Source organism: Halorubrum sp. PV6 (assembly GCF_003990725.2).
Classification (GTDB): Archaea; Halobacteriota; Halobacteria; order Halobacteriales; family Haloferacaceae; genus Halorubrum.
The window spans coordinates 2321512-2339152 of record NZ_CP030064.1 but is presented as its reverse complement, the minus strand read 5'-3'; the positions used below and the strand labels follow the sequence as shown (position 1 = coordinate 2339152).

Here is a 17641-nt window from a genome sequence, read left to right as displayed (position 1 = left end):
GCAATTCCTTTTAAATCGCGCCGAGAGTGTACCGGCAGTGACCGACTCACCACCACCCGACGACTCGATGCGCGACGTCGTCGAGCGCTCGCGGAGCGGCGCGCCCGCGGTCGGCGAGGCCGTCCGGGACCGCTTCTCGTCCGACGAGGTGTTCCAGCGGATCATCGCCGCCGCAGACGAGGAGGTTACCTCCGGGAGCCGCGAGCTCTTCTTCAGCGGGCTCGCGGCGGGGCTGGCGATCACGATCACCTTCATGCTGTACGCCTCGCTGACGGCGGCGACCGACTCCCACCCGATACTGAGCGTGCTCCTCTACCCGCTCGGGTTCATCTACATCATCATCGGCGGCTACCAGCTGTACACAGAGAACACGCTGCCGCCGGTCGCGCTGACCTTAGAGCGGCTCGCGAGCCTCCCGACGCTCCTCCGGCACTGGTCTATCGTGCTCGCGGGCAACTTCGTCGGCGGCGGCCTCGGCGCGCTCGTGTTGTCGTACGGCGGCGTCTTCACCGGCGACACCGTCGCCGCGGCGAGGTACATCTCCGAGGGCGGCTTCGCCGTCGGCGCCGTCCCGCTCTTCTTCAAGGCGGCGATGGCCGGGCTGATCGTCGCGGGCGTCGTCTGGGTGAGCTTCGCCTCCACCGACTCCATGAGCCGGATGCTCGTGGTCTACCTCGCCTTCCTCGCGATTCCGCTCGGCGACCTGTTCCACGTGGTCGTCTCCTTCACCGAGGTGCTCTACCTGTTCTTCGAGTACAGTATTCCGCTGTACGGCGCGGAGATCAGCCTCTACTCCGGACTCGTCGGGTTCGTCCTCCCGGTCCTCCTCGGCAACACCATCGGCGGCATCGTCCTGGTGACGCTCGTGAACTACTTCCAGACCAGCGAGGAGCGCTTAGAGGAGGCGCGCTTCGAGGGGATGAACCGCCGGCTCACGGTGCCCGAGTGGGTCCTGGGCCGCGCCGCCGGGCGCTCGTACGTCCCGATCTTAGACGCCACCGAGGCGACGCTGTTCGCCAACGAGGGGTACCGCGTGATGGTGCCGATCACCAACCCGCGGACCGACGGCCCCATCGTCGACCTCGCGAGCCGGGTCGCGAGCGACCACGAGGACGGCCTCGTCCACATCGTCCACGTCGTGCAGGCGCCCGAGCGGATGTCGCTTGCGGCCGGGGCGGGCCGGATCGCCGACGTGTCCGAGGCGGGCATGTCCGGGCTCCGAGAGACCGCGGAAGCGTACGACATCGACGTCTCCACCTCGACCGTGGTCTCGCACCGCTCCTTCGAGGAGGTGTTCAACATGGCTCGCCGGACGCGCCCGGACGCCGTGTTGATGGGGTGGGGCGAAGACCAGCTCTGGAGCGCGGCCCGCGCCGAGCGACCGATCGACGAGCTGACGAACCAGCTCCCCTGCGACTTCCTCATCCTGAGCGAGAGCGACCTCGACACCTCGCGGGTCCTGATCCCCACCTCCGGGGGGCCCGACTCGACGCTCGGCGCGGAGGTCGCGAGCGTCCTCTCGCGGACCGCGGACGCGGAGGTGCGCCTGCTCCACGTCGTCGACGGGCCGGAGAACCGGGACGACGGCGAGCGGTTCCTCGCGGCGTGGGCCGACGAAAACGACCTCGCCGCCGCAGAGCGGGTCGTCGACGACACCGGCAACGTCGAAGGTGCCATCGCCAGGGAGGCCGCGGACAGCACGCTCGTCATCATCGGCGCGACGGAGAAGGGGCTGCTCTCGCGGCTCGTCTCCAACTCCCTGCACCTCGACGTGGTCCACGACGTGGAGTGCTCGCTGCTGCTCGCGGAGCGACCCAGCCGCCGGACGCTCAGGCAGCGACTCTTCGGCTCCGGGCGCCGGGTGTCCGGGCCGACGGACGGGGGCGTCGAGCGCGACCCCGACGCGTCGAACGGGGCGAAGATCGACCGGTCGGCCGACGAAGCCGCCGACGCGCTCGACGCGGGCGCGGACGGCGAGGCCGACGGCCACGAGGCCGACGCGGACGCCGGTCGCGAGACGAGCGACGACGAACCGGCCGACGATCTGCCCTCGGAGCCGGCGGTGATCACCGACCACGACGACCCCGAAGAGGGAGACGATCCCGAAGCGGAGGACGACCCCGACGAAGCGGGGGACGACCCGACCGACCCGGACACCGACGACGAGTCCGGTCACGGGGCGGACCGCGATCCTCGGTAAGCGGATAACACAAACGGTTCTTTGTGCTTTCTGTACGTTATATGCCGTCCCCAGACGTTGTGGCAGGTATGAACCGAAAACTGGTGACTGCCATCGGTGCCGTGTTACTCGTCGCGCTCGCGGGCTGTTCGGGGGCCGTCGGCTCGACCGACGCCGGCGGCGCCGGACCGGGCGACGAATCGGCGCTCGAACAGAACGTCGAGGTGACGGCGACCGGCGAGGCGACGGCCGAGCCGGACCGCGCGACGCTCAGGGTCGCGGTGACCGCCACCGGCGCGGACTCGGCGACGGTCCGCGACGAGTTGGCCAACCGCAACGACGCGCTCCGGAGGGCGCTCACCGAGTGGGGTCTCGACGAGGACGACATCCGGACCGACCGGTACGACGTGCGGGAGTCCTACGAGACGCGCGAGAACCCCAACCGCTCGCGCTACCAGGGCGTCCACAGTTACGCCATCACCGTCGACGACGTCGACGCGGTCGGCGAGGTCATCGACGTCGCCGTCGACGCCGGCGCCGACGAGGTCCGGCGGATCGAGTTCGGCCTGAGCGACGAGCGCGAACGGGAGGTCCGCGAGGCCGCCATCGAGAACGCGATGGCCAACGCCGAGGGCGACGCCACCGTGCTCGCGAACTCCAGCGGGCTGGACCTTTCCGGCGCGTACAGCGTCTCGACCGCCAACGCGGGCGTGCGCCCGTACCGGGTCTCCGACGCCGCCATGGCCGCCGAAAGCGGCGGTGCGGACGGCGCCGCCACCGGCATCGAGACCGGCGACGTGCGCGTGCGGGTCACGGTCAACGTGGTCTACGCGGCCACGCAGGCCTGAGAGACCGCCCCACGAACGACTTCCGTAAAACAGCGCCGGGTCGCCTCCGGCCGCTTACTCTTCGCCGTCGCGCGTCGGCAGGTCGGGCTCGAACGCGGCCGCCTCGACGGCCATGTCGAGGACGGCTTCGACGTTCTCGTCCTCGGTGACGCTCATCGTCGCGTCGACGGCCTTCGCTTTGACGGCCTCGAAACGGTCGTGTTTGTTCGCGACGGTGAGGAACGGGACCGCCTCGCCGAACAGCGCGCGGACCTCCTCGCGCAGTTCGAGTTGGACGTCGAGGGGGTAGCCGCAGTCGCCGGAGGGGTCCAAGACGAAGACGACCACGTCAGCGAGGTGTTCGAGGGCGCTGACCGCCTGTCGCTCGATGTCGTTGCGCTCGTCCTCCGGCCGGTCGAGCAGGCCCGGCGTGTCGACGATCTGGTACCGGACGTGGTCGCGCTCGAAGTGCCCGATTTGGACGTCTTTCGTGGTGAACGGGTACTCCGCGATCTGGTTCGAGGCGCGGGTGACGCGGTTGACGAACGACGACTTCCCGACGTTGGGGTAGCCGGCGATGACGATGGCGGGCTCGTCGGGGCGGATGTCCGGGAGCGTCTTCAACTGGTCGCGGGAGTCGCCGATGTACCGCAGATCCGACTCGATCTGGTCCATCACGTCGGCCATGCGCGCGAACGCCTGCTTGCGGTGTTTTCTGGCGGTGTCGACGTCGGAGCTACGCACTTTCGTCGTGTACTCGTCGCGGAGGCTCTCTATCTGCCGGCTGGCCCACATCACCTGTGAGAGCGCCTGTCGAAGCCGGTCGACGTCGACGATGGCGTCGGCGAGCTCGTAGTAGAACGGGTCCACGTCGAAGCCGAAGTCCGGCCACGACACGACGACGTTCTCTAGGTTGTCCGAGAGCACGTTGCCGGCGGTCCGCAGCATCGACTCCTGCGCCTCGTGTCCGCGCTTGGCGCGCCCCGCGCGCGCCGCCCGCGAGAACGCCTTGTCGACGAGTTCCTCCGAGCGGGGGGTCGTCGGGAGGCCCTCAAATATCATGTTGACCCCCCTTACCCACCGACGCGTATAAGACCGTCCGTTCGGCGATCCGCGCGACACGGCGGCACACGGTCGGACGCGCCGGATGGCGACGACACCGAATCCAAAGCCATCCCGCGCTCGCTGTCTCGTCCGACTTTCCCTCCTCGCGAACGACGATGATCGATTGTTATCTTCTTTGTGCATAATTCGGGCCATATTTATGTCTCTAAAGAATATTCTGCGGCGTGACCCGATCCTTCACGCCAACCACGTACGAGGACCTTGACCCGGACCGTCGCCCGAGTTTCGCCGCGGCGCTGATCCCCATCTTCGCCGTCGTGGCGTTCCTCGGCGTCGGCTCGGCCGTTCTCGGCTTAGACCCGCACCCGCCGCTCCTCTGGAGTATCGCGTTCGTCGGCGCCTTCGGCCTCTGGCTCGGCTACGACTGGGACGCGCTGTTCGACGGCATCGCCAACGGCCTGGTGATGGGCCTGCAGGCCATCCTGATCATCTTCACCATCTACGGGCTGATCGCGACGTGGGTCAGCGCCGGCACGATTCCCTCGCTGATGTACTACGGGTTGGAGGTCCTCTCGCCGACGACGTTCCTCCCGGCGGCCGCGGTCGTCGCCGCCGTCGTCGCGTTCGCCATCGGCTCGTCGTGGACCACCGTCGGTACCCTCGGCGTCGCCTTCGTCGGCATCGGCGCGGGGCTCGGCGTTCCCGCACCGATGACGGTCGGCGCCGTCCTCTCGGGGGCGTACGCCGGCGACAAGCAGTCGCCGCTCTCCGACACCACGAACCTCGCCGCCGGCGTCACCAACACCGACCTGTACGCGCACATCCGGCGGATGCGGGCCGGCACGCTGCTCGCCTTCGGGCTCGCGGTGCTCGGATTTCTCGCGCTCGGACTCCGCGCGAACGGCGCGATTCCGGCGGGTCGGATCGCCGACATCCAGGGCGCGCTCGGCGAGACGTACGCGATCACGCTGCTCGCCTTCGTCCCGCTCGTCGTCACCTTCGGGCTCGCGTTGCGCGGGTACGCCGCGCTCCCGACCCTCGTCGCCGGCGTGTTCGCCGGCGTCCTCACGACCCTGCTCGTCCAGGGAGTCGGCTTCGTCGCCGCGTGGGAGACGTTCATGTACGGCACCGCGCCGGAATCGGGCTCCGACCTGGTGAACGACCTGCTCGCGACGGGCGGGCTCACCGGCTCGGCGTGGACGATCACGGTCGTCGTCGCCGCGCTCGCGCTCGGCGGCATCTTGGAGCGCACCGGCGTGCTGGCGGTGATCGCCCACGAGTTCACCGCGGCCGTGCGGAGCCCCGGTGCGCTCGTCGCCGGCACCGGCGTCTCCGCGATCGTCATCAACGCGCTCACCGCTCAGCAGTACATGAGCATCGTCCTCCCGAGCGTCACGCTCCGGAACACCTACGACGAGTTCGGCCTCGACACCGACCAGTTGTCCCGCGCGGTCGAGGCCGCCGGGACGCCGACCGGCGCGCTGTTCCCGTGGCACGCCGGCGCCGTCTACATGGCGGGTGTCACCGGCGTCCCGACGCTGGAGTACGCCCCGTACTACCTGTTCGCGTTCCTCTCGCCGCTCGTGCTGTTCGCGATGGCGGCGACGGGGTACTCGCTTGACGCGACACCGGCCGCGGCCGCAGCGCCCGCCGCCGAGAAGCCGAACGCGACGAGCGACTGACGGGCGATCCACGAGCGACTGACGACCGGTCCGGTAGGTTTACCGCCGTCGACGCCTCCCGATTCGCACATGAGTCTTGAGGTCGCCGTCGCCGCGCCTTTTAAACAGCGCGCGACGGAGCAGTTGGGCGAAGGGGAGTTCGTCGTCGCGCTGTCGCTCGATCGGGAGTGGTTCTCTCCGGACCAGGCGAAGCGCCTCGTCGACGTCGCGGTCGGCCGCGGGCTCGTCGCCGAGGAGGACGGCGACCTCCGGGCGCAGTTCGACCCCGCGACGGTGACCGTCCCGGAGGGGTTCGTCCCGGACGAGTCCATCCTCCGCGAGCAGTCCACCTTCGAGACGGCGCTCGACGCCATCGTCGCCGCCGGCGTGGAGAAACAGCGCGCGGTGGCGGCGATAAACGAGCGCCAGCGCGCGCTGGCGATCAGCATCGAGGCCGCCGCCGTCCTCGTCGCGAAGACGCACGGCGCCGCGGTCGACCGGCTCGCCGCCGACGTTCGCGAGGAGCTGACGGCCGCACCCGACGCGACCGACCCCGGCGACGTGACCGACTCTACCGCCCCCTCGGAGGCCGAGTGATGGTCGCCGATAAACTGACCAGCGGCGTCCGGATCGGCCAACTGCTCGCCTCGGAGATCGCCGGCAACGAGGGGCGGCTGCGGGCGTTCTCGCTTTCCGACGCCGACCCCGAGGTCGAGCCGACCCCCGACGGCGCGTTCGCGTACGACGTGGTTCGGGACGGGGCCCTCGTCGCCGAGGCCTACGTCCAGCCGGACCGGCTCCAGCTCGAATTCGTCGCGGATCGCGACGCGCCCGACGGCGAGCAGGCGGCCGACGAACCCGACGCGCCCGCCCTCGTGGCCGCCGCAGCCGACGACGCCGGCCTCCGCGTCCGACCGAAGGCGGTCCACCCGCCGCGGACGCTGGTGTTCGTCGAGGACGGCGCGCAGGTAAAGCGGGCGCTCTCGGTGTTCGAAGCGCTCGTCGAGTCCGAGAAAAACGGCGAGTAACGCCGCTCGCCGGTCAGTTCGTCTCGGGCTTCCCGCCGTCGCCGACGGCCACGTCGCTCGCGCCCGTCGCAGAGCGGTCGCCGACCGACCCCCCAGACACGTCGAACTTCCGGAGCAGCGTTCCGAGCCGTTCGGTCCGTTCGGAGACCGAGCTGGCCTCGGCGGTCGCCTGCGACATCGCGTCGAGCTGCTCGTCGGCGGCCACGCCGACCTCGTCGGCCTCGTCGGCGGTCGATCGGCTGATCTCCGCGACCTCCTCGGCCATCGACACCGCCTCCTCGGTGCTGGCCGCCTGATCGTCGGTGGCCTTGCTGATCTCGCGGATGCCGTCGTCGGTCGCGCCCGCGTTGGCCGCCACGTTTTCGAACGCGTCGGCGGCGTCTTCGACCGCGTCGGCGCCGGCCTCCATGTGCTCTTCCGCGGTCCGGACCTCCTCGACGGTCGCCTGCGTCTGCGCCTGCGTGCCGGCGATGAGCTCCTCGATCTCCCCGGCGGCCTCCTGGGTCTCCTCGGCGAGCTGTTTGACCTCGTCGGCGACGACGGCGAACCCGTCGCTCCCGCCGCTTCCGCCGCCGGCGCGGGCGGCCTCGATGTTGGCGTTGAGCGCGAGCAGGTTCGTCTGCTCCGCGATGTCGCTGATGAGGTCGACGATCTCGCCGATGTCCTCCATCCGCTCGTCGAGGACGCGGACCTTCTCCGCCGTCTCGTCTATCGCGCCCTGCGACTCCCTGACGCTTTCCATCGCCTCCTCCGCGGTCGCTTCGCCCTCGTCGGCGATCGTCGCCGTCTGCTGGGCGGTGTCCGCGACGCTCTCCGTCGAGGACGCGACCTCCTCGATGGTCGCGGAGAGGTTGTTCATCTCCCCGGAGACCTGTTCGAGCATCTCGCGCTGGTCCGCGGCGCCCTCGGCTATCTCCTCTATCGACTGGCGCACGTCCTCGCTGCGCGCCTCGGCGGTGTCGACGCCGGCGACCGTCTTCTCGCTGGCCGCAGACACCTCGCCCGCGAACGACTGGACGTTCTGTACCGTCGTCTCGATGTCGTCGAGCATCGCGTTGAACGCGGCGCCGATCTGCTCCATGGCTTCGCTCTCGCTTTCGGCGTCCAGCCGCACGGTGAGGTCACCGTCGGCCGCGCGGTCCATCGCCGCGCTGTAGGCGTCGGCCTTCGCTTCGAGGTGGTCGTTCAGCGACTCGACCTCCTCGCGTCGCTTCTCGACTTCCGCCTTCGCCTCCTCAACATCCTGAATTTCCGCCTTCTGCTCGGCGACGAGGTCGAGCTGGCGCTGGGCCTCCTCGCGCGACTTCTCGATCGAGTACCAGTTGATCATGAGCGCGCCCACGAGCATGAGGACGAAGGCCGCGTGGATGCCGCCCCAGATGACCGGGTTCTCGATCGCCGCGGCGTGGTTGTAGACGAGGCTCGAATCGATCAGGCTGAACGCGCCGTGGCCGATGGCGACGTACGCGACCCCGACGGCGAACGGCACCCAGTCCTCGTACAAGGCGAGCACCGCGACGAACACGAAGAAACTGAAGTGCGCCTCGATGTACCCGCCGGAGAGTTTCACCAGCGCCATCGAGGCCGTCATCAGGCTGAACGCGGCGAGGATAGACCGATTCCGCCGGCCGAACCGAGACACGTTCGCCAAGGCGCTGGTCGCGATGATGACGCTGACGAACATCCCGAGCATCCACGCCGGCGTCGCGGGGATCTGCGCGCCGGTGAACGATTCGGTCCCGCTGTACAGCCCGAGCGCCACCAGGAACGGCACCTGTACCACGATGGCGATCAGAATGTTTCGGTGCCGACCGCCCCACATCTCCTCGGGCATCGACTTGCCGTCGGGGATGTACCTGACCACCTCCCGGATCTTCTGGCCGATGCCGGACGCCTCCGACGCGCCGGACGCAGCCCCTACCGTTGATTCCGTCATGGTTCGACATCGCGGTGGCTCATATAATAACACCGGCTCCAAATATTGCGTCTGATAGCCGCGAGCGTTCCGTTTTCCCGCGATCAGCGTGGTGTGTGACCGCGTCACGGCCCCGCGGTGTGGTCGTCTGCTCGCTCGACCACCTCGCTCCGGGGCGACGCGCGTTCAGCGAGCCGACGCGTTTTATACCGCTCCGGACCGCGATACGGCCGTGACACTCGATCCGATCCACGTCGAGAACATCGCGCAGCTCGCGTACGGTATCGCGAACGACGTGGACACGACCGATCACGACGACCTCGCAGAGCGGGTCTGGCACGACTGGCTCCCCGAGCTCCGCCGTGACGGCCGCGTCGTGATCGAGCCCGTCGGCGACCACGAGCGACGGGTCGCCCCCATCGACGACGCCGCGCTCACCGAGCGCCCGTTCGAGACGGTTCACGGGCTCGACTCGGGCACGATCAACCCGACGACGTTTAAAAATGGGCTCGTCGTCGACGTGGCCCACGCCGCGATGGCGAGCGAGCCGAGCGACCTGGACTTACACCGCGACCGCACCATCGTCGCGACCGTCCACGCCGGCGACTCGACGGCGAGCTTCGACGGCGACTGGCGGCGGCGCGACGACGGTCACACCCGCCAGCGCGTGCTGCACGCGCCCCGCGTCAACCGGTACGCCGAAGGAGTCGTCCACGCGCTCGCGCTCTACCTCGCCGAGGGAACCCACGCGCTCGACCACGCCGACCGGGTGGACGACCTGCTCGTCCTCGACGGCCCGATATACCCGAAGGAGCTGTTCACGTGGGAGGATCGCAACCCCGAACTCGGCGCGCTCGCCCGCGAGGCGAAACCCCGCGCCGTCGTCGAGAAGTACGTCCGCCTCGTCGAGCGGTTCGTCGAGCGCGACGTTCCCCTCGCCGGCTTCGTGAAGAACCCCTCCAGCGGCACGATCGTGCGCTCGCTGGCGAACAAGGGCGTCGAGCCGCCGTGGCCCGACGACACCGCGCTGTTCACCCGGCTCTTGGAGCGACGCGAGCCGCCGGACCGGGAGGCCGACGACCCGGCCGAGCAGCCCCGTACGCCCCGGCGCGGCGACCGCCTCGACGACGCGCTCACCTTCACGACGTGGTTCCACAGCCGCGGCGGCGCCGACGCGACGATGGCGGCCGACGGCGACGCGCTGGGGATCGACCGCGAGTTGGCCCCCGAACTGTACGAGCCCACCTTCGCGGTCGTGTACGACCCGCGGACCGACGTGACCTACAAGCTCGAAGCCCCGTACGCGTTCACGCGCGACGGCGAGACACGCGACCGGCTCACCCGGCAGCTGCTCGCCGAAGTCGCGACGACTCGCGGCCCGCCGGAAGCGGTCGCGAAGGCGGACGAACTGGCGCGCATCGCCGCCACCGAAAAGGCCGCGCTCCGCCGGAAGTTCGAAGAGCGGTTCGACAGCGACCAGCAGGCGACGTACGACGACCTCCGCTGGGACAAAGAGCGGTACTGAGACCGGCGACAGCCCCGGTCGCATCTCGCGACTCGGGAGACGACCGCGCTCGTCGCCGACCGCGCGTCGCGCTCGCTCGATCTAGTGAGGACGCTATCGCCGGGGTCGCGTGTCGGAGTCGTCGCCGTGTAGCATCGATATTTTACTCATTCTGATATGTATTCAAATCAGATGAGTCTTCGAACTTGCGATCGGCTTTTTGAGCCAAGAAGAATCAGATATATGCTGCATAAATTTAAATAAGTGTGTTATTTTGTTTGCTTCTACACATACTATGCCCTCAAATATGTTTTATTGCTGCTTTCTTTGACTACATTGGATGAACGATTTGATTCGGGTCGATCGGACCGAGTATCGGCTTAGAGTCACCATTCATCCGTATAACGCGTACAACCGACTTCGACGGTGCTGTCGGTTACTCGCCTATTTAAAACATATTTTTTCTAGTATAATATTGAAATAGTCGGGTGAATTTAATAACCGAACTCATCACGAACCGCGTTACTACAGCCGCCAACTCGACGAATCCGCGCGTCGCCGTTCGGAGTAAACATAACAGACGTACTGTTGTTATGGTTACGAGACACCGCTGCGACGTGCGAGGCGTTCTGTCTGCCGACCCAAACCGGCGAGGAGACCCGCGCTACCGGCGTGTCTCGGGCCTTGACTTTCTGTAGAATATATTTATTCGGTGTCTACATACTCATCGCTTCGTGTCGGATTTTGTGTTTGTCTACTACCGGCTATTTCTTTTTACCACTTTGAAGCCCTCTGGAGTCGCTTGAGCGCAGTTTACCGTTGAATACCATCACGTCAACTACTTTGTTAGTAGCCGGCTACTTCCTTCGATAGTTCATATACGAATTCATATGTGTTCTTGCGATAGTGCGATAGAAATTCATACGATGCGTCCGAGGCGTGTGTATGGACCGGGACACACTCAAACGGGCGCTGGAAAACGCCGACCTCACGGGGTACGAGGCCGATGCGTACCTGACGCTCGTCGACCACGGGCGTCTGCCGGCCGTCGACGTGGCCAAGAAGTCCAGCGTCCCGACCTCACAGGTGTACGAGACGCTTCGGTCGTTAGAGACCAAGGGGTTCGTCGAGACCATCGATCAAGACCGACTGCACGCGGAGCCGTCCGACCCGGTCGACATCCTCTCGCACCTGCGGGAGCGCGGCAACCTCTTTACCGACGCCGCCGAGGAACTCGAAGAGCGGTGGGAGCAGCCGGATCTCAAAGACCACCGCGTCGGGGTCGTCAAACACGCCGAAACGGTGTTAGAGCACGTCCGAACGCAGGTCCGCGAGGCCGACGTGGCCGTCGAGCTCGCCTTGACCGCAGACCAGTTCGAGTCGCTCCGAGCCGACCTGCAGGCGGCCGCCGACCGCGACGTGATCGTTCACGTCGCCGTCTACTACGAGCCAGACATCGCCGAGCGGAGCGCGGAGTGGGAGCTTTCGGGGCCGAACTTGGAGATGCGCGTCGTCAAGATTCCGGGGCCGTTCCTCGCCGTCCTCGACCGGAGCCGCACCTACTTCGCGCCGAACTCGCGCGCCGAGGAGAACTACGGCATTCTGATCCACGACAACATTCTCTCCTTTATCAACCACTGGTACTTTCAGACCTGCCTCTGGTACTCGTGGGAGCCGCTGTCGTCGAACCAGCAGCTGCCGAAGACGTACATCAGCCTGAAGGAGTTCATCCGCGACGTGAGCGCGCTGTACCACGCCGGCGCGAGCATCGCCGTGACCATCGACGGGCTCGACGTGGAGACGAGGGCCTTCCGAACCGTCACCGGCACGGTCACGAACGTCTACTACCCGGACATCTTCACGAACCACACCCCGTCGCTCGAACGGCTCTCGACGTACTCCATCGTGTGGCTGGACACGGGCTCCGAAGAGCTGTCCGTCGGCGGCTGGGGGGCCGTCTTCGAGGACCTCGAAGCGCAGAAGATAACGCTCGAAGCGATCGCCTTCGACGGCGACGCTCAGTTGTAGGTCGTTTCGACGCGCAGCTCGACCGTCTGCTCGCCGACGCGAACCGTGTACTCGCCGGCGTCCGTCTGGCGGACGCCGTCGTCGTCAACCCGGCCGAACGACGCCGCGTCGAGCTTGACCTCCACCGTGGTCGCTTCCCCGGCGTCGAGCGAGACGCGCTCGAAGCCGCGGAGCTCGCGGACCGGGGTCACCGTGGCGCTGGCGTGGTCGGTGACGTACACCTGGACGACCTCGGTGCCGGCTCGGTCGCTCACGTTCTCGACCGGGACCTGCAGGGTCGTCGTCTCGTGAGGGCCGATGGTCGAGGCGTCGAGCGTCGCCTCGCCGTACTCGAACTCGGCGTAGCTGAGTCCGTGTCCGAACTCGAAGAGGGGGTCGTACGACGAGGGGTGTTCGTCCTGCCCGATCGGTGTCGGGTGCGGGAAGTGGTTGAACCGGGTCGGCAGGTGGCCCTCGGATCTCGGAATCGAAATCGGGAGCCGGCCGCCGGGCTCGTTCTCGCCGAACAGCGTCTCGGCGACGGCCCGCCCGCCCATCGTTCCGGGGTAGTACGCCATGAGCAGCGCCGGCACGTGCTCGGCCATCCAGTCGAGGATGAGCGGCCGGCCGGTGACCAACACGCCGACGACGGGCGTCCCCGTCTCGTGGATGGCCTCAACGAGGTCGCGCTGCGCGTCGGGGAGCGCGAGCGAGTGGCGGTTGGGGAACTCGTCGGGTTCGGTGCCGGTGTCCACCGACGGGCCGAACTCGTGGAGGTACCACGGCTCGCCGACCGCGACGACGGCCACGTCGACGTCGGCGGCCGCCTCCACGGCTGCGTCGACGTCGAGCTCGTCGTTCATGGTCGCGCCCCGTTCGTAGACGACCTCGCCGTCCGTGACCGCGCCGATGCCGTCGCGCACCGTCACGATGTCCGTGCCCTCGGCGTCGGGGACGCTCCACCCGCCGAGCTGGTGGACCGGTTCGTCGGCGTTCGGGCCGGCGACCAACACGTCCTCGTCGCCGTCGAGCGGGAGCAGGTCGTCGTTCTTCAGGAGCGTCATCGACTCGCGGGCCGCGTCGAGCGACGCCTCGCGGTGCGGGTCCGCGCCGACGACGTCGCGCGCCTCGGTGAGGTCGACGAAGGCGTCTTCGAACAGGCCGAGACGGAACTTCTGTTCGAGGACGCGCCTGACGCTCTCGTCGACGGTCGCCTCGGCGAGCTCGCCCTCCTCGACTAAGGACACGAGATGCTCGGCGTGGTCGACCGCGTCCACGGACGCGATGTCGAGTCCCGCATCGCGCGTCTGTCGGACCGAGCCGCGGTGGTCCTCGGTTATCTTGTGGTCGCCGTGGAGCATCTGGACGCCGCTCCAGTCGGAGACGATGGTCCCGTCGAAGCCGAGCGTCCCCCGGAGCAGGTCGGTGAGGTACCGGCGCGAGCCGTGCGCCGGTTCGCCGTCGATGGCGTTGTAACACGGCATCACCGACTCGACGTCCTCGTCGAGCGCCTCGAAGAACGACGGGAGGAAGACGTTCCGCAGCACGTACTCGGACACCTCGACCGGCGCGGCGTCCTCGCCGCGCGCGGGCTCGCTGTACGCCGGGAAGTGCTTCGCCGTCGCGATGACCGAGTCTCGCTCCTCGATGCCGTCTCCCTGATACCCGCGTACCTTCCCCGCCGCCAGCTTCCCGCAGAGGTACGGGCTCTCGCCGAACGTCTCGAACGCGCGCCCCCACCGGGGGTCGCGGGCCACGTCACAGGTCGGCGAGTAGTTCTGGTGTGCGCCGGATCGCCGGACCTCGGTCGCGGTGACGGCGGCGGCCTGTTCCGCCCTGTCCGCGTCCCACGTCGCGCCGACGCCGAGCCCGTTCGGGAACGCCGTCCCCTCGGCCACGTAGGCGTGACCGTGGACGGCGTCGACGTTGAACAGCAGCGGAATCCCGAGGCGGGTCTCCGAGAGGGCGACCTCCTGGAGCCGGTTTACGTTCTCCACGATGTCGTCCAGCCGCATGTCGACCGCACCGCCCCACCCGAACGACGCGACGGCGCCGACCCCGTGTTCCCGGACCTCGTCGGCGACGTCGTCGACCGACTTGAACTCGCTGAGCTGCCCGGCCCACGTCCCGACGAGCTGCCCGGCCTTCTCTTCGAGTGTCATCCTCTCCAGAAGGTCGTCGACGCGCTTCGTGAGAGTGACAGTATCGTCTTTATATAGCGGCTGCTTGCTACTCGACTGCATACCGAAAGAAGACCGCTAAGGCGATTTATAATTTATGATGAGTCGGGATCGGCCGACCCCTCGGCCGCCGTGGACGACACCGCGACGATCCCGGACTCGGCTATCCGGAACCGCTGGTTCGCGTCGACGTCCTCGAACCGGCGTTCGGTGCCGTCGGGCCAGACGACGCGCAGCGACACCGTCTCCGCGTCGCCGACGCCGACGTGTTCGACCCGCGAGTCCTGCGAGAGGTAGTCCGTGTTGTCCGTCTGGTGGATCTTCTGTTCTCCCGTCTGCTCGCCGTCGGCCGTCACGGTCACCTCGGCGCCGAGCGCGGTCGCGCCGGCGTCGTCGACGACGCGGAACTGGACGCTGTTGCGGTCGCCGGTCCCGGCGTTGTCGTAGACGACGAACGGGTCGTCGTACGTCGCGACGACGAGCTCCTGTGCCCCGTCGCGGTCGTAATCGAGGGTGGCTAACCCCCGGCCGTCGGTCTCTCGCATCCCGTTTACCGTCTTGTTCACGCGCGTGAACGCGCCGTCGTCGCCGGCGGCGCTCCGGTTCGACTGGAACGCCATTGGGTAGGTGTAGACGGGGTCCTCCCGGTCGACTCTGATGACGTGTTGGGTCGTGTGGACCAGGTCGCGGTCGCCGTCGTTGTCGAAGTCGGTCATGCTCGCGGCCCACCCCCACCCGCCCCGGCGGACGCCGAGGCCGTCGGCCTGATCAGTGAACGTGCCGTCGCCCTGCCCGACGAGCAGCGTGTTCCCCTTCGTCCGGCTGGAGTGGATCACGAACTCCAAGAGCCGTTTCAGCCGGTCGTAGCGCTCGGGCTCCATGTTCGCCTGTAAATCCGGGAACCAGATGTTCGAGACGAACACGTCCGGCCGCCCGTCGCCCGTCACGTCGGCCACCTCGGAGGCCATCCCGTTCCGCGCCGTCGACCCGCCGAGCGACCGGCGCTCGAACGACCCGCCGCCGCGGTTGACGTAGAGCGTGTCGTCGTTGTAGTCATTGGCGACGTGGATGTCGGGGCGGCCGTCGCCGGTCAGGTCGGCGAAACTCGCCGCCAGGCTCCAGTGGTCGCCTCCGATGTCGTCCGTCCGGACGCGCTCGAACGACCCGTTGACGTTCTCGTAGAGGTAGTTCGGGTGCCCGTTGTCGGTGTCGACGGTCGTGTTGAGGTTGAAGTAGCCCGCCGGCTTCGACTCGCGCCAGGACCCCGACTGGTAGACGAACAGGTCCTGGTCGCCGTCGCCGTCGTAGTCGGCGGCCGTCGCGCCGAGCGGGTACGAGAGGGTCCCGATGCCGTAGTCGGTCGGCTCGAAGGTCCCCTCGTCGTTGTGGTACGCCCGGACCGTCCCGTCTTTGCCGAACAGAAGCAGGTCGGGCCAGCCGTCGCCCTCGACGTCGACGAACGCGGCGCTTTTGATCTCGCCGGGGACGCCCGGCAGCGCCTCCCGCCGTGTGAACGTCCCGCCGTCGTTGACGAACAGCGCCGGCTCCGCCCCGCCGGTGGCGAGGATGTCCGGCCACGAGTCGCGGTTCACGTCGGCGACGTAGACGCCCGAGTTCCCGCTGCCGACGCCGGTGCCGGTCGCCTCGTACGAGAGCCCCGACGCCGCCGTCGCGTCTTCGAACTGCAGTCGGGCCGGCTCCCGGCCCGCGTCGTCGCCGCCCGTCCCGAACGCGCCCCCCGCCGAACAGCCGGCGAGGACGAGGAGCAGGGCCACGAGGACGGCGCGTCCACCGTCCCGCATCTCAGATCACCGGGAGCGCGCGCTTCTCGCGCGGCGGCGCGAGGTAACTGCCGCGGCGGAGCGTCTCCAGGTAGTCGTCGATGCCGTGGGCGTCGGCCGCCACGTCGTGGTCGTACTCCTCCGGGTCCATCGCTTTCCGCGTCTCGACGAAGTCGGTCATCGACTTCTGGACCGAGTTGAACTGGAAGCCGGCCCCGTCGCGGACGGTGTCGGCGACCCCCTCGGTCCGGCGGAGGATCCGGGCCTCGAAGTCGTCGTCGCGTGCGCGAGCGACCTTCTGGGTGTGGCCGACGCGGTCGTACTCCTCGGCGTGGCGGTCGATGTTCTCGACGTCCGCCTCGGTGACGCCGCTGTCCCCGCCGAGCTTGTCGCCGGTCGTCCCGATGTCGTCCGGGTCGTGTGCCGGACAGAACATCTCCGCGGTCCGTTCCTCCTGACCTTGCTCGTACCAGCGGTCCAGATCGATCCGGAGCGTCGAGGAGGCGATGGTCGTCCCGCCGGCCATCGGTCCCTCGTCGATGGTGACGCGGTCCTCGCTCGGGAGGTTGTCGCGGAACCCGGATTTATACCCCATCGACAGCGGGGCGTTCTCCGGAATCCCCTCGTGGTCGAGCTTGTCCGCCGGCAGCCCCTTGCCGACGTAGCCGACGTGCCGGCCCGCCTTCGAGAAGACTCCCTCGAACGTCGACTCGACCGGCAGCCCGTTGAGTTCGTCGAGCCCGCCGAAAAGCGCCTCCTCCGCCGAGAGGAGGATGGAGCCGATGTCGCTCGTGAGGATCAACACCGCGTCGTAGTCGTCCGCGCGTGCGGGGTCCTCGCCGAGGGCCTCCAAGACCGACTCCGGCGTCGGGAGCCCCTCGGGCACGTCGCCGACCCGGTCGAAGTACGACGGCGCGTAGCCGAGCATAAACAGGAGCCCGCGGTGGAAACTCGCGCCGGCGTTCCCGCCAGTCCCCCACTGGAACGCCCGTTCGAGCAGTTGCAGGGACGCTTCGACGCCGGCTCGCTCGTCGTCGGTCGGCGGGGCCGACCCCTCGTAGGTGAGACCGATCGCCACGAGCTGTTGTGGCGGCACGGTGTTCCCGTGTGCGTCGCGCACCAGCCACTCTCCCCACCGGTGCTGGCCGGCCGGGACGGCCGACAGGTCGCCTCTGGGAAACGTCGGGCCGTCGGCGTCCGCCGCCGTCGTCTCGGCGGCGCCACCGACCTCACCGAGTTGGTCCTGCTCCGTTTCGAGGCACGCCGAAAGGGCGCTCGTCCCGCCGATGGCGACGGCGGCGCGGACGAAACTCCGGCGAGGAAGGTCCTGCGGCTTATCTGATCGCATTATTCATGATACCGAATCTCACGGGTTAATTCTTTTGTTGCGACCGATCTCCGGCGCGAGAGCGCGATCCCCCGTCTACGCTGCCCTCTCGTCTCGTCGTACAGGTGGCTGTGTCTGCGATGATAGACCATTTACCATAACATTTA

The 17641-nt window shown here is 68.0% G+C and carries 12 protein-coding genes; 7 read left to right on the top strand and 5 right to left on the bottom strand.

The features are described from left to right. The first annotated feature begins 37 nt into the window (after positions 1–37). Together DOS48_RS25640 and DOS48_RS25635 are read left to right on the top strand one after the other, a co-directional pair. On the top strand, positions 38–2200 hold the full coding sequence (locus DOS48_RS25640) for a formate/nitrite transporter family protein (RefSeq protein ID WP_127118428.1): 2163 nt from the start codon (positions 38–40) through the stop codon (positions 2198–2200). Between the two features lie 68 nt (positions 2201–2268). Then, the gene (locus DOS48_RS25635) at positions 2269–3027 is read left to right on the top strand and encodes an SIMPL domain-containing protein (protein ID WP_127118427.1); all 759 of its coding nucleotides are present in this window, start codon (positions 2269–2271) and stop codon (positions 3025–3027) included. A gap of 54 nt (positions 3028–3081) precedes the next feature. Here the strand turns inward: DOS48_RS25635 and DOS48_RS25630 are convergent, their stop codons facing one another. Next, complete coding sequence (locus DOS48_RS25630) at positions 3082–4068, bottom strand: GTPase (RefSeq protein ID WP_127118426.1); 987 nt, start codon at positions 4066–4068, stop codon at positions 3082–3084. 227 nt (positions 4069–4295) lie between these two features. Here DOS48_RS25630 and DOS48_RS25625 point away from each other — a divergent pair, with 227 nt between their 5' ends. The 3 genes from DOS48_RS25625 (at position 4296) to DOS48_RS25615 (ending at position 6760) form a co-directional block, all read left to right on the top strand. Further along, positions 4296–5753 (top strand): Na+/H+ antiporter NhaC family protein, encoded by a 1458-nt coding sequence (locus DOS48_RS25625; protein WP_127118425.1) that lies wholly within the window; start codon positions 4296–4298, stop codon positions 5751–5753. Positions 5754–5822: 69 nt separating this feature from the next. Next, entirely contained in the window at positions 5823–6329 is a 507-nt protein-coding gene (locus tag DOS48_RS25620) for a DUF2240 family protein (RefSeq protein ID WP_127118424.1), read from the top strand. Then, a complete protein-coding gene (locus DOS48_RS25615; RefSeq protein ID WP_127118423.1) occupies positions 6329–6760 on the top strand; it encodes a hypothetical protein in 432 nt (143 codons plus the stop codon). The genes DOS48_RS25620 and DOS48_RS25615 overlap by 1 nt, the downstream gene beginning before the upstream one ends. Positions 6761–6773: 13 nt before the next feature. Here the strand turns inward: DOS48_RS25615 and DOS48_RS25610 are convergent, their stop codons facing one another. After that, on the bottom strand, positions 6774–8696 hold the full coding sequence (locus DOS48_RS25610; protein WP_127118422.1) for a methyl-accepting chemotaxis protein: 1923 nt from the start codon (positions 8694–8696) through the stop codon (positions 6774–6776). Positions 8697–8907: 211 nt separating this feature from the next. Between DOS48_RS25610 and DOS48_RS25605 the strand changes: the two genes are divergently transcribed. Both DOS48_RS25605 and DOS48_RS25600 read left to right on the top strand, forming a co-directional pair. Beyond that, entirely contained in the window at positions 8908–10200 is a 1293-nt protein-coding gene (locus DOS48_RS25605; protein WP_127118421.1) for a DNA double-strand break repair nuclease NurA, read from the top strand. A gap of 924 nt (positions 10201–11124) precedes the next feature. Then, a complete protein-coding gene (locus DOS48_RS25600) occupies positions 11125–12207 on the top strand; it encodes a TrmB family transcriptional regulator (protein ID WP_127118420.1) in 1083 nt (360 codons plus the stop codon). On the opposite strand, the gene DOS48_RS25595 is transcribed toward DOS48_RS25600, so the two are convergent. From DOS48_RS25595 to DOS48_RS25585, 3 genes are read right to left on the bottom strand one after another with little or no spacing between them, the layout of a single operon-like run. Next, a complete protein-coding gene (locus DOS48_RS25595) occupies positions 12198–14429 on the bottom strand; it encodes a glycoside hydrolase family 3 N-terminal domain-containing protein (protein WP_244629343.1) in 2232 nt (743 codons plus the stop codon). The genes DOS48_RS25600 and DOS48_RS25595 overlap by 10 nt on opposite strands. Before the next feature lie 32 nt (positions 14430–14461). Next, positions 14462–16168, bottom strand: a complete 1707-nt coding sequence (locus DOS48_RS25590; protein ID WP_127118419.1) for a CRTAC1 family protein — start codon at positions 16166–16168, stop codon at positions 14462–14464. Position 16169: 1 nt separating this feature from the next. Further along, positions 16170–17495: a hypothetical protein gene (locus tag DOS48_RS25585; RefSeq protein ID WP_127118418.1), complete on the bottom strand. Its 1326-nt coding sequence runs from the start codon at positions 17493–17495 to the stop codon at positions 16170–16172. Positions 17496–17641 lie beyond the last annotated feature (146 nt).

Excerpts from the sequence above, each read along its gene's own strand:
- DOS48_RS25635 (WP_127118427.1), top strand. The coding sequence starts at position 2,269 with ATGAACCGAAAACTGGTGACTGCCATCGGTGCCGTGTTACTCGTCGCG.
- DOS48_RS25630 (WP_127118426.1), bottom strand. The coding sequence starts at position 4,068 with ATGATATTTGAGGGCCTCCCGACGACCCCCCGCTCGGAGGAACTCGTC.
- DOS48_RS25620 (WP_127118424.1), top strand. The coding sequence starts at position 5,823 with ATGAGTCTTGAGGTCGCCGTCGCCGCGCCTTTTAAACAGCGCGCGACG.
- DOS48_RS25615 (WP_127118423.1), top strand. The coding sequence starts at position 6,329 with ATGGTCGCCGATAAACTGACCAGCGGCGTCCGGATCGGCCAACTGCTC.
- DOS48_RS25610 (WP_127118422.1), bottom strand. The coding sequence starts at position 8,696 with ATGACGGAATCAACGGTAGGGGCTGCGTCCGGCGCGTCGGAGGCGTCC.
- DOS48_RS25600 (WP_127118420.1), top strand. The coding sequence starts at position 11,125 with ATGGACCGGGACACACTCAAACGGGCGCTGGAAAACGCCGACCTCACG.
- DOS48_RS25595 (WP_244629343.1), bottom strand. The coding sequence starts at position 14,429 with ATGCAGTCGAGTAGCAAGCAGCCGCTATATAAAGACGATACTGTCACT.
- DOS48_RS25590 (WP_127118419.1), bottom strand. The coding sequence starts at position 16,168 with ATGCGGGACGGTGGACGCGCCGTCCTCGTGGCCCTGCTCCTCGTCCTC.
- DOS48_RS25585 (WP_127118418.1), bottom strand. The coding sequence starts at position 17,495 with ATGCGATCAGATAAGCCGCAGGACCTTCCTCGCCGGAGTTTCGTCCGC.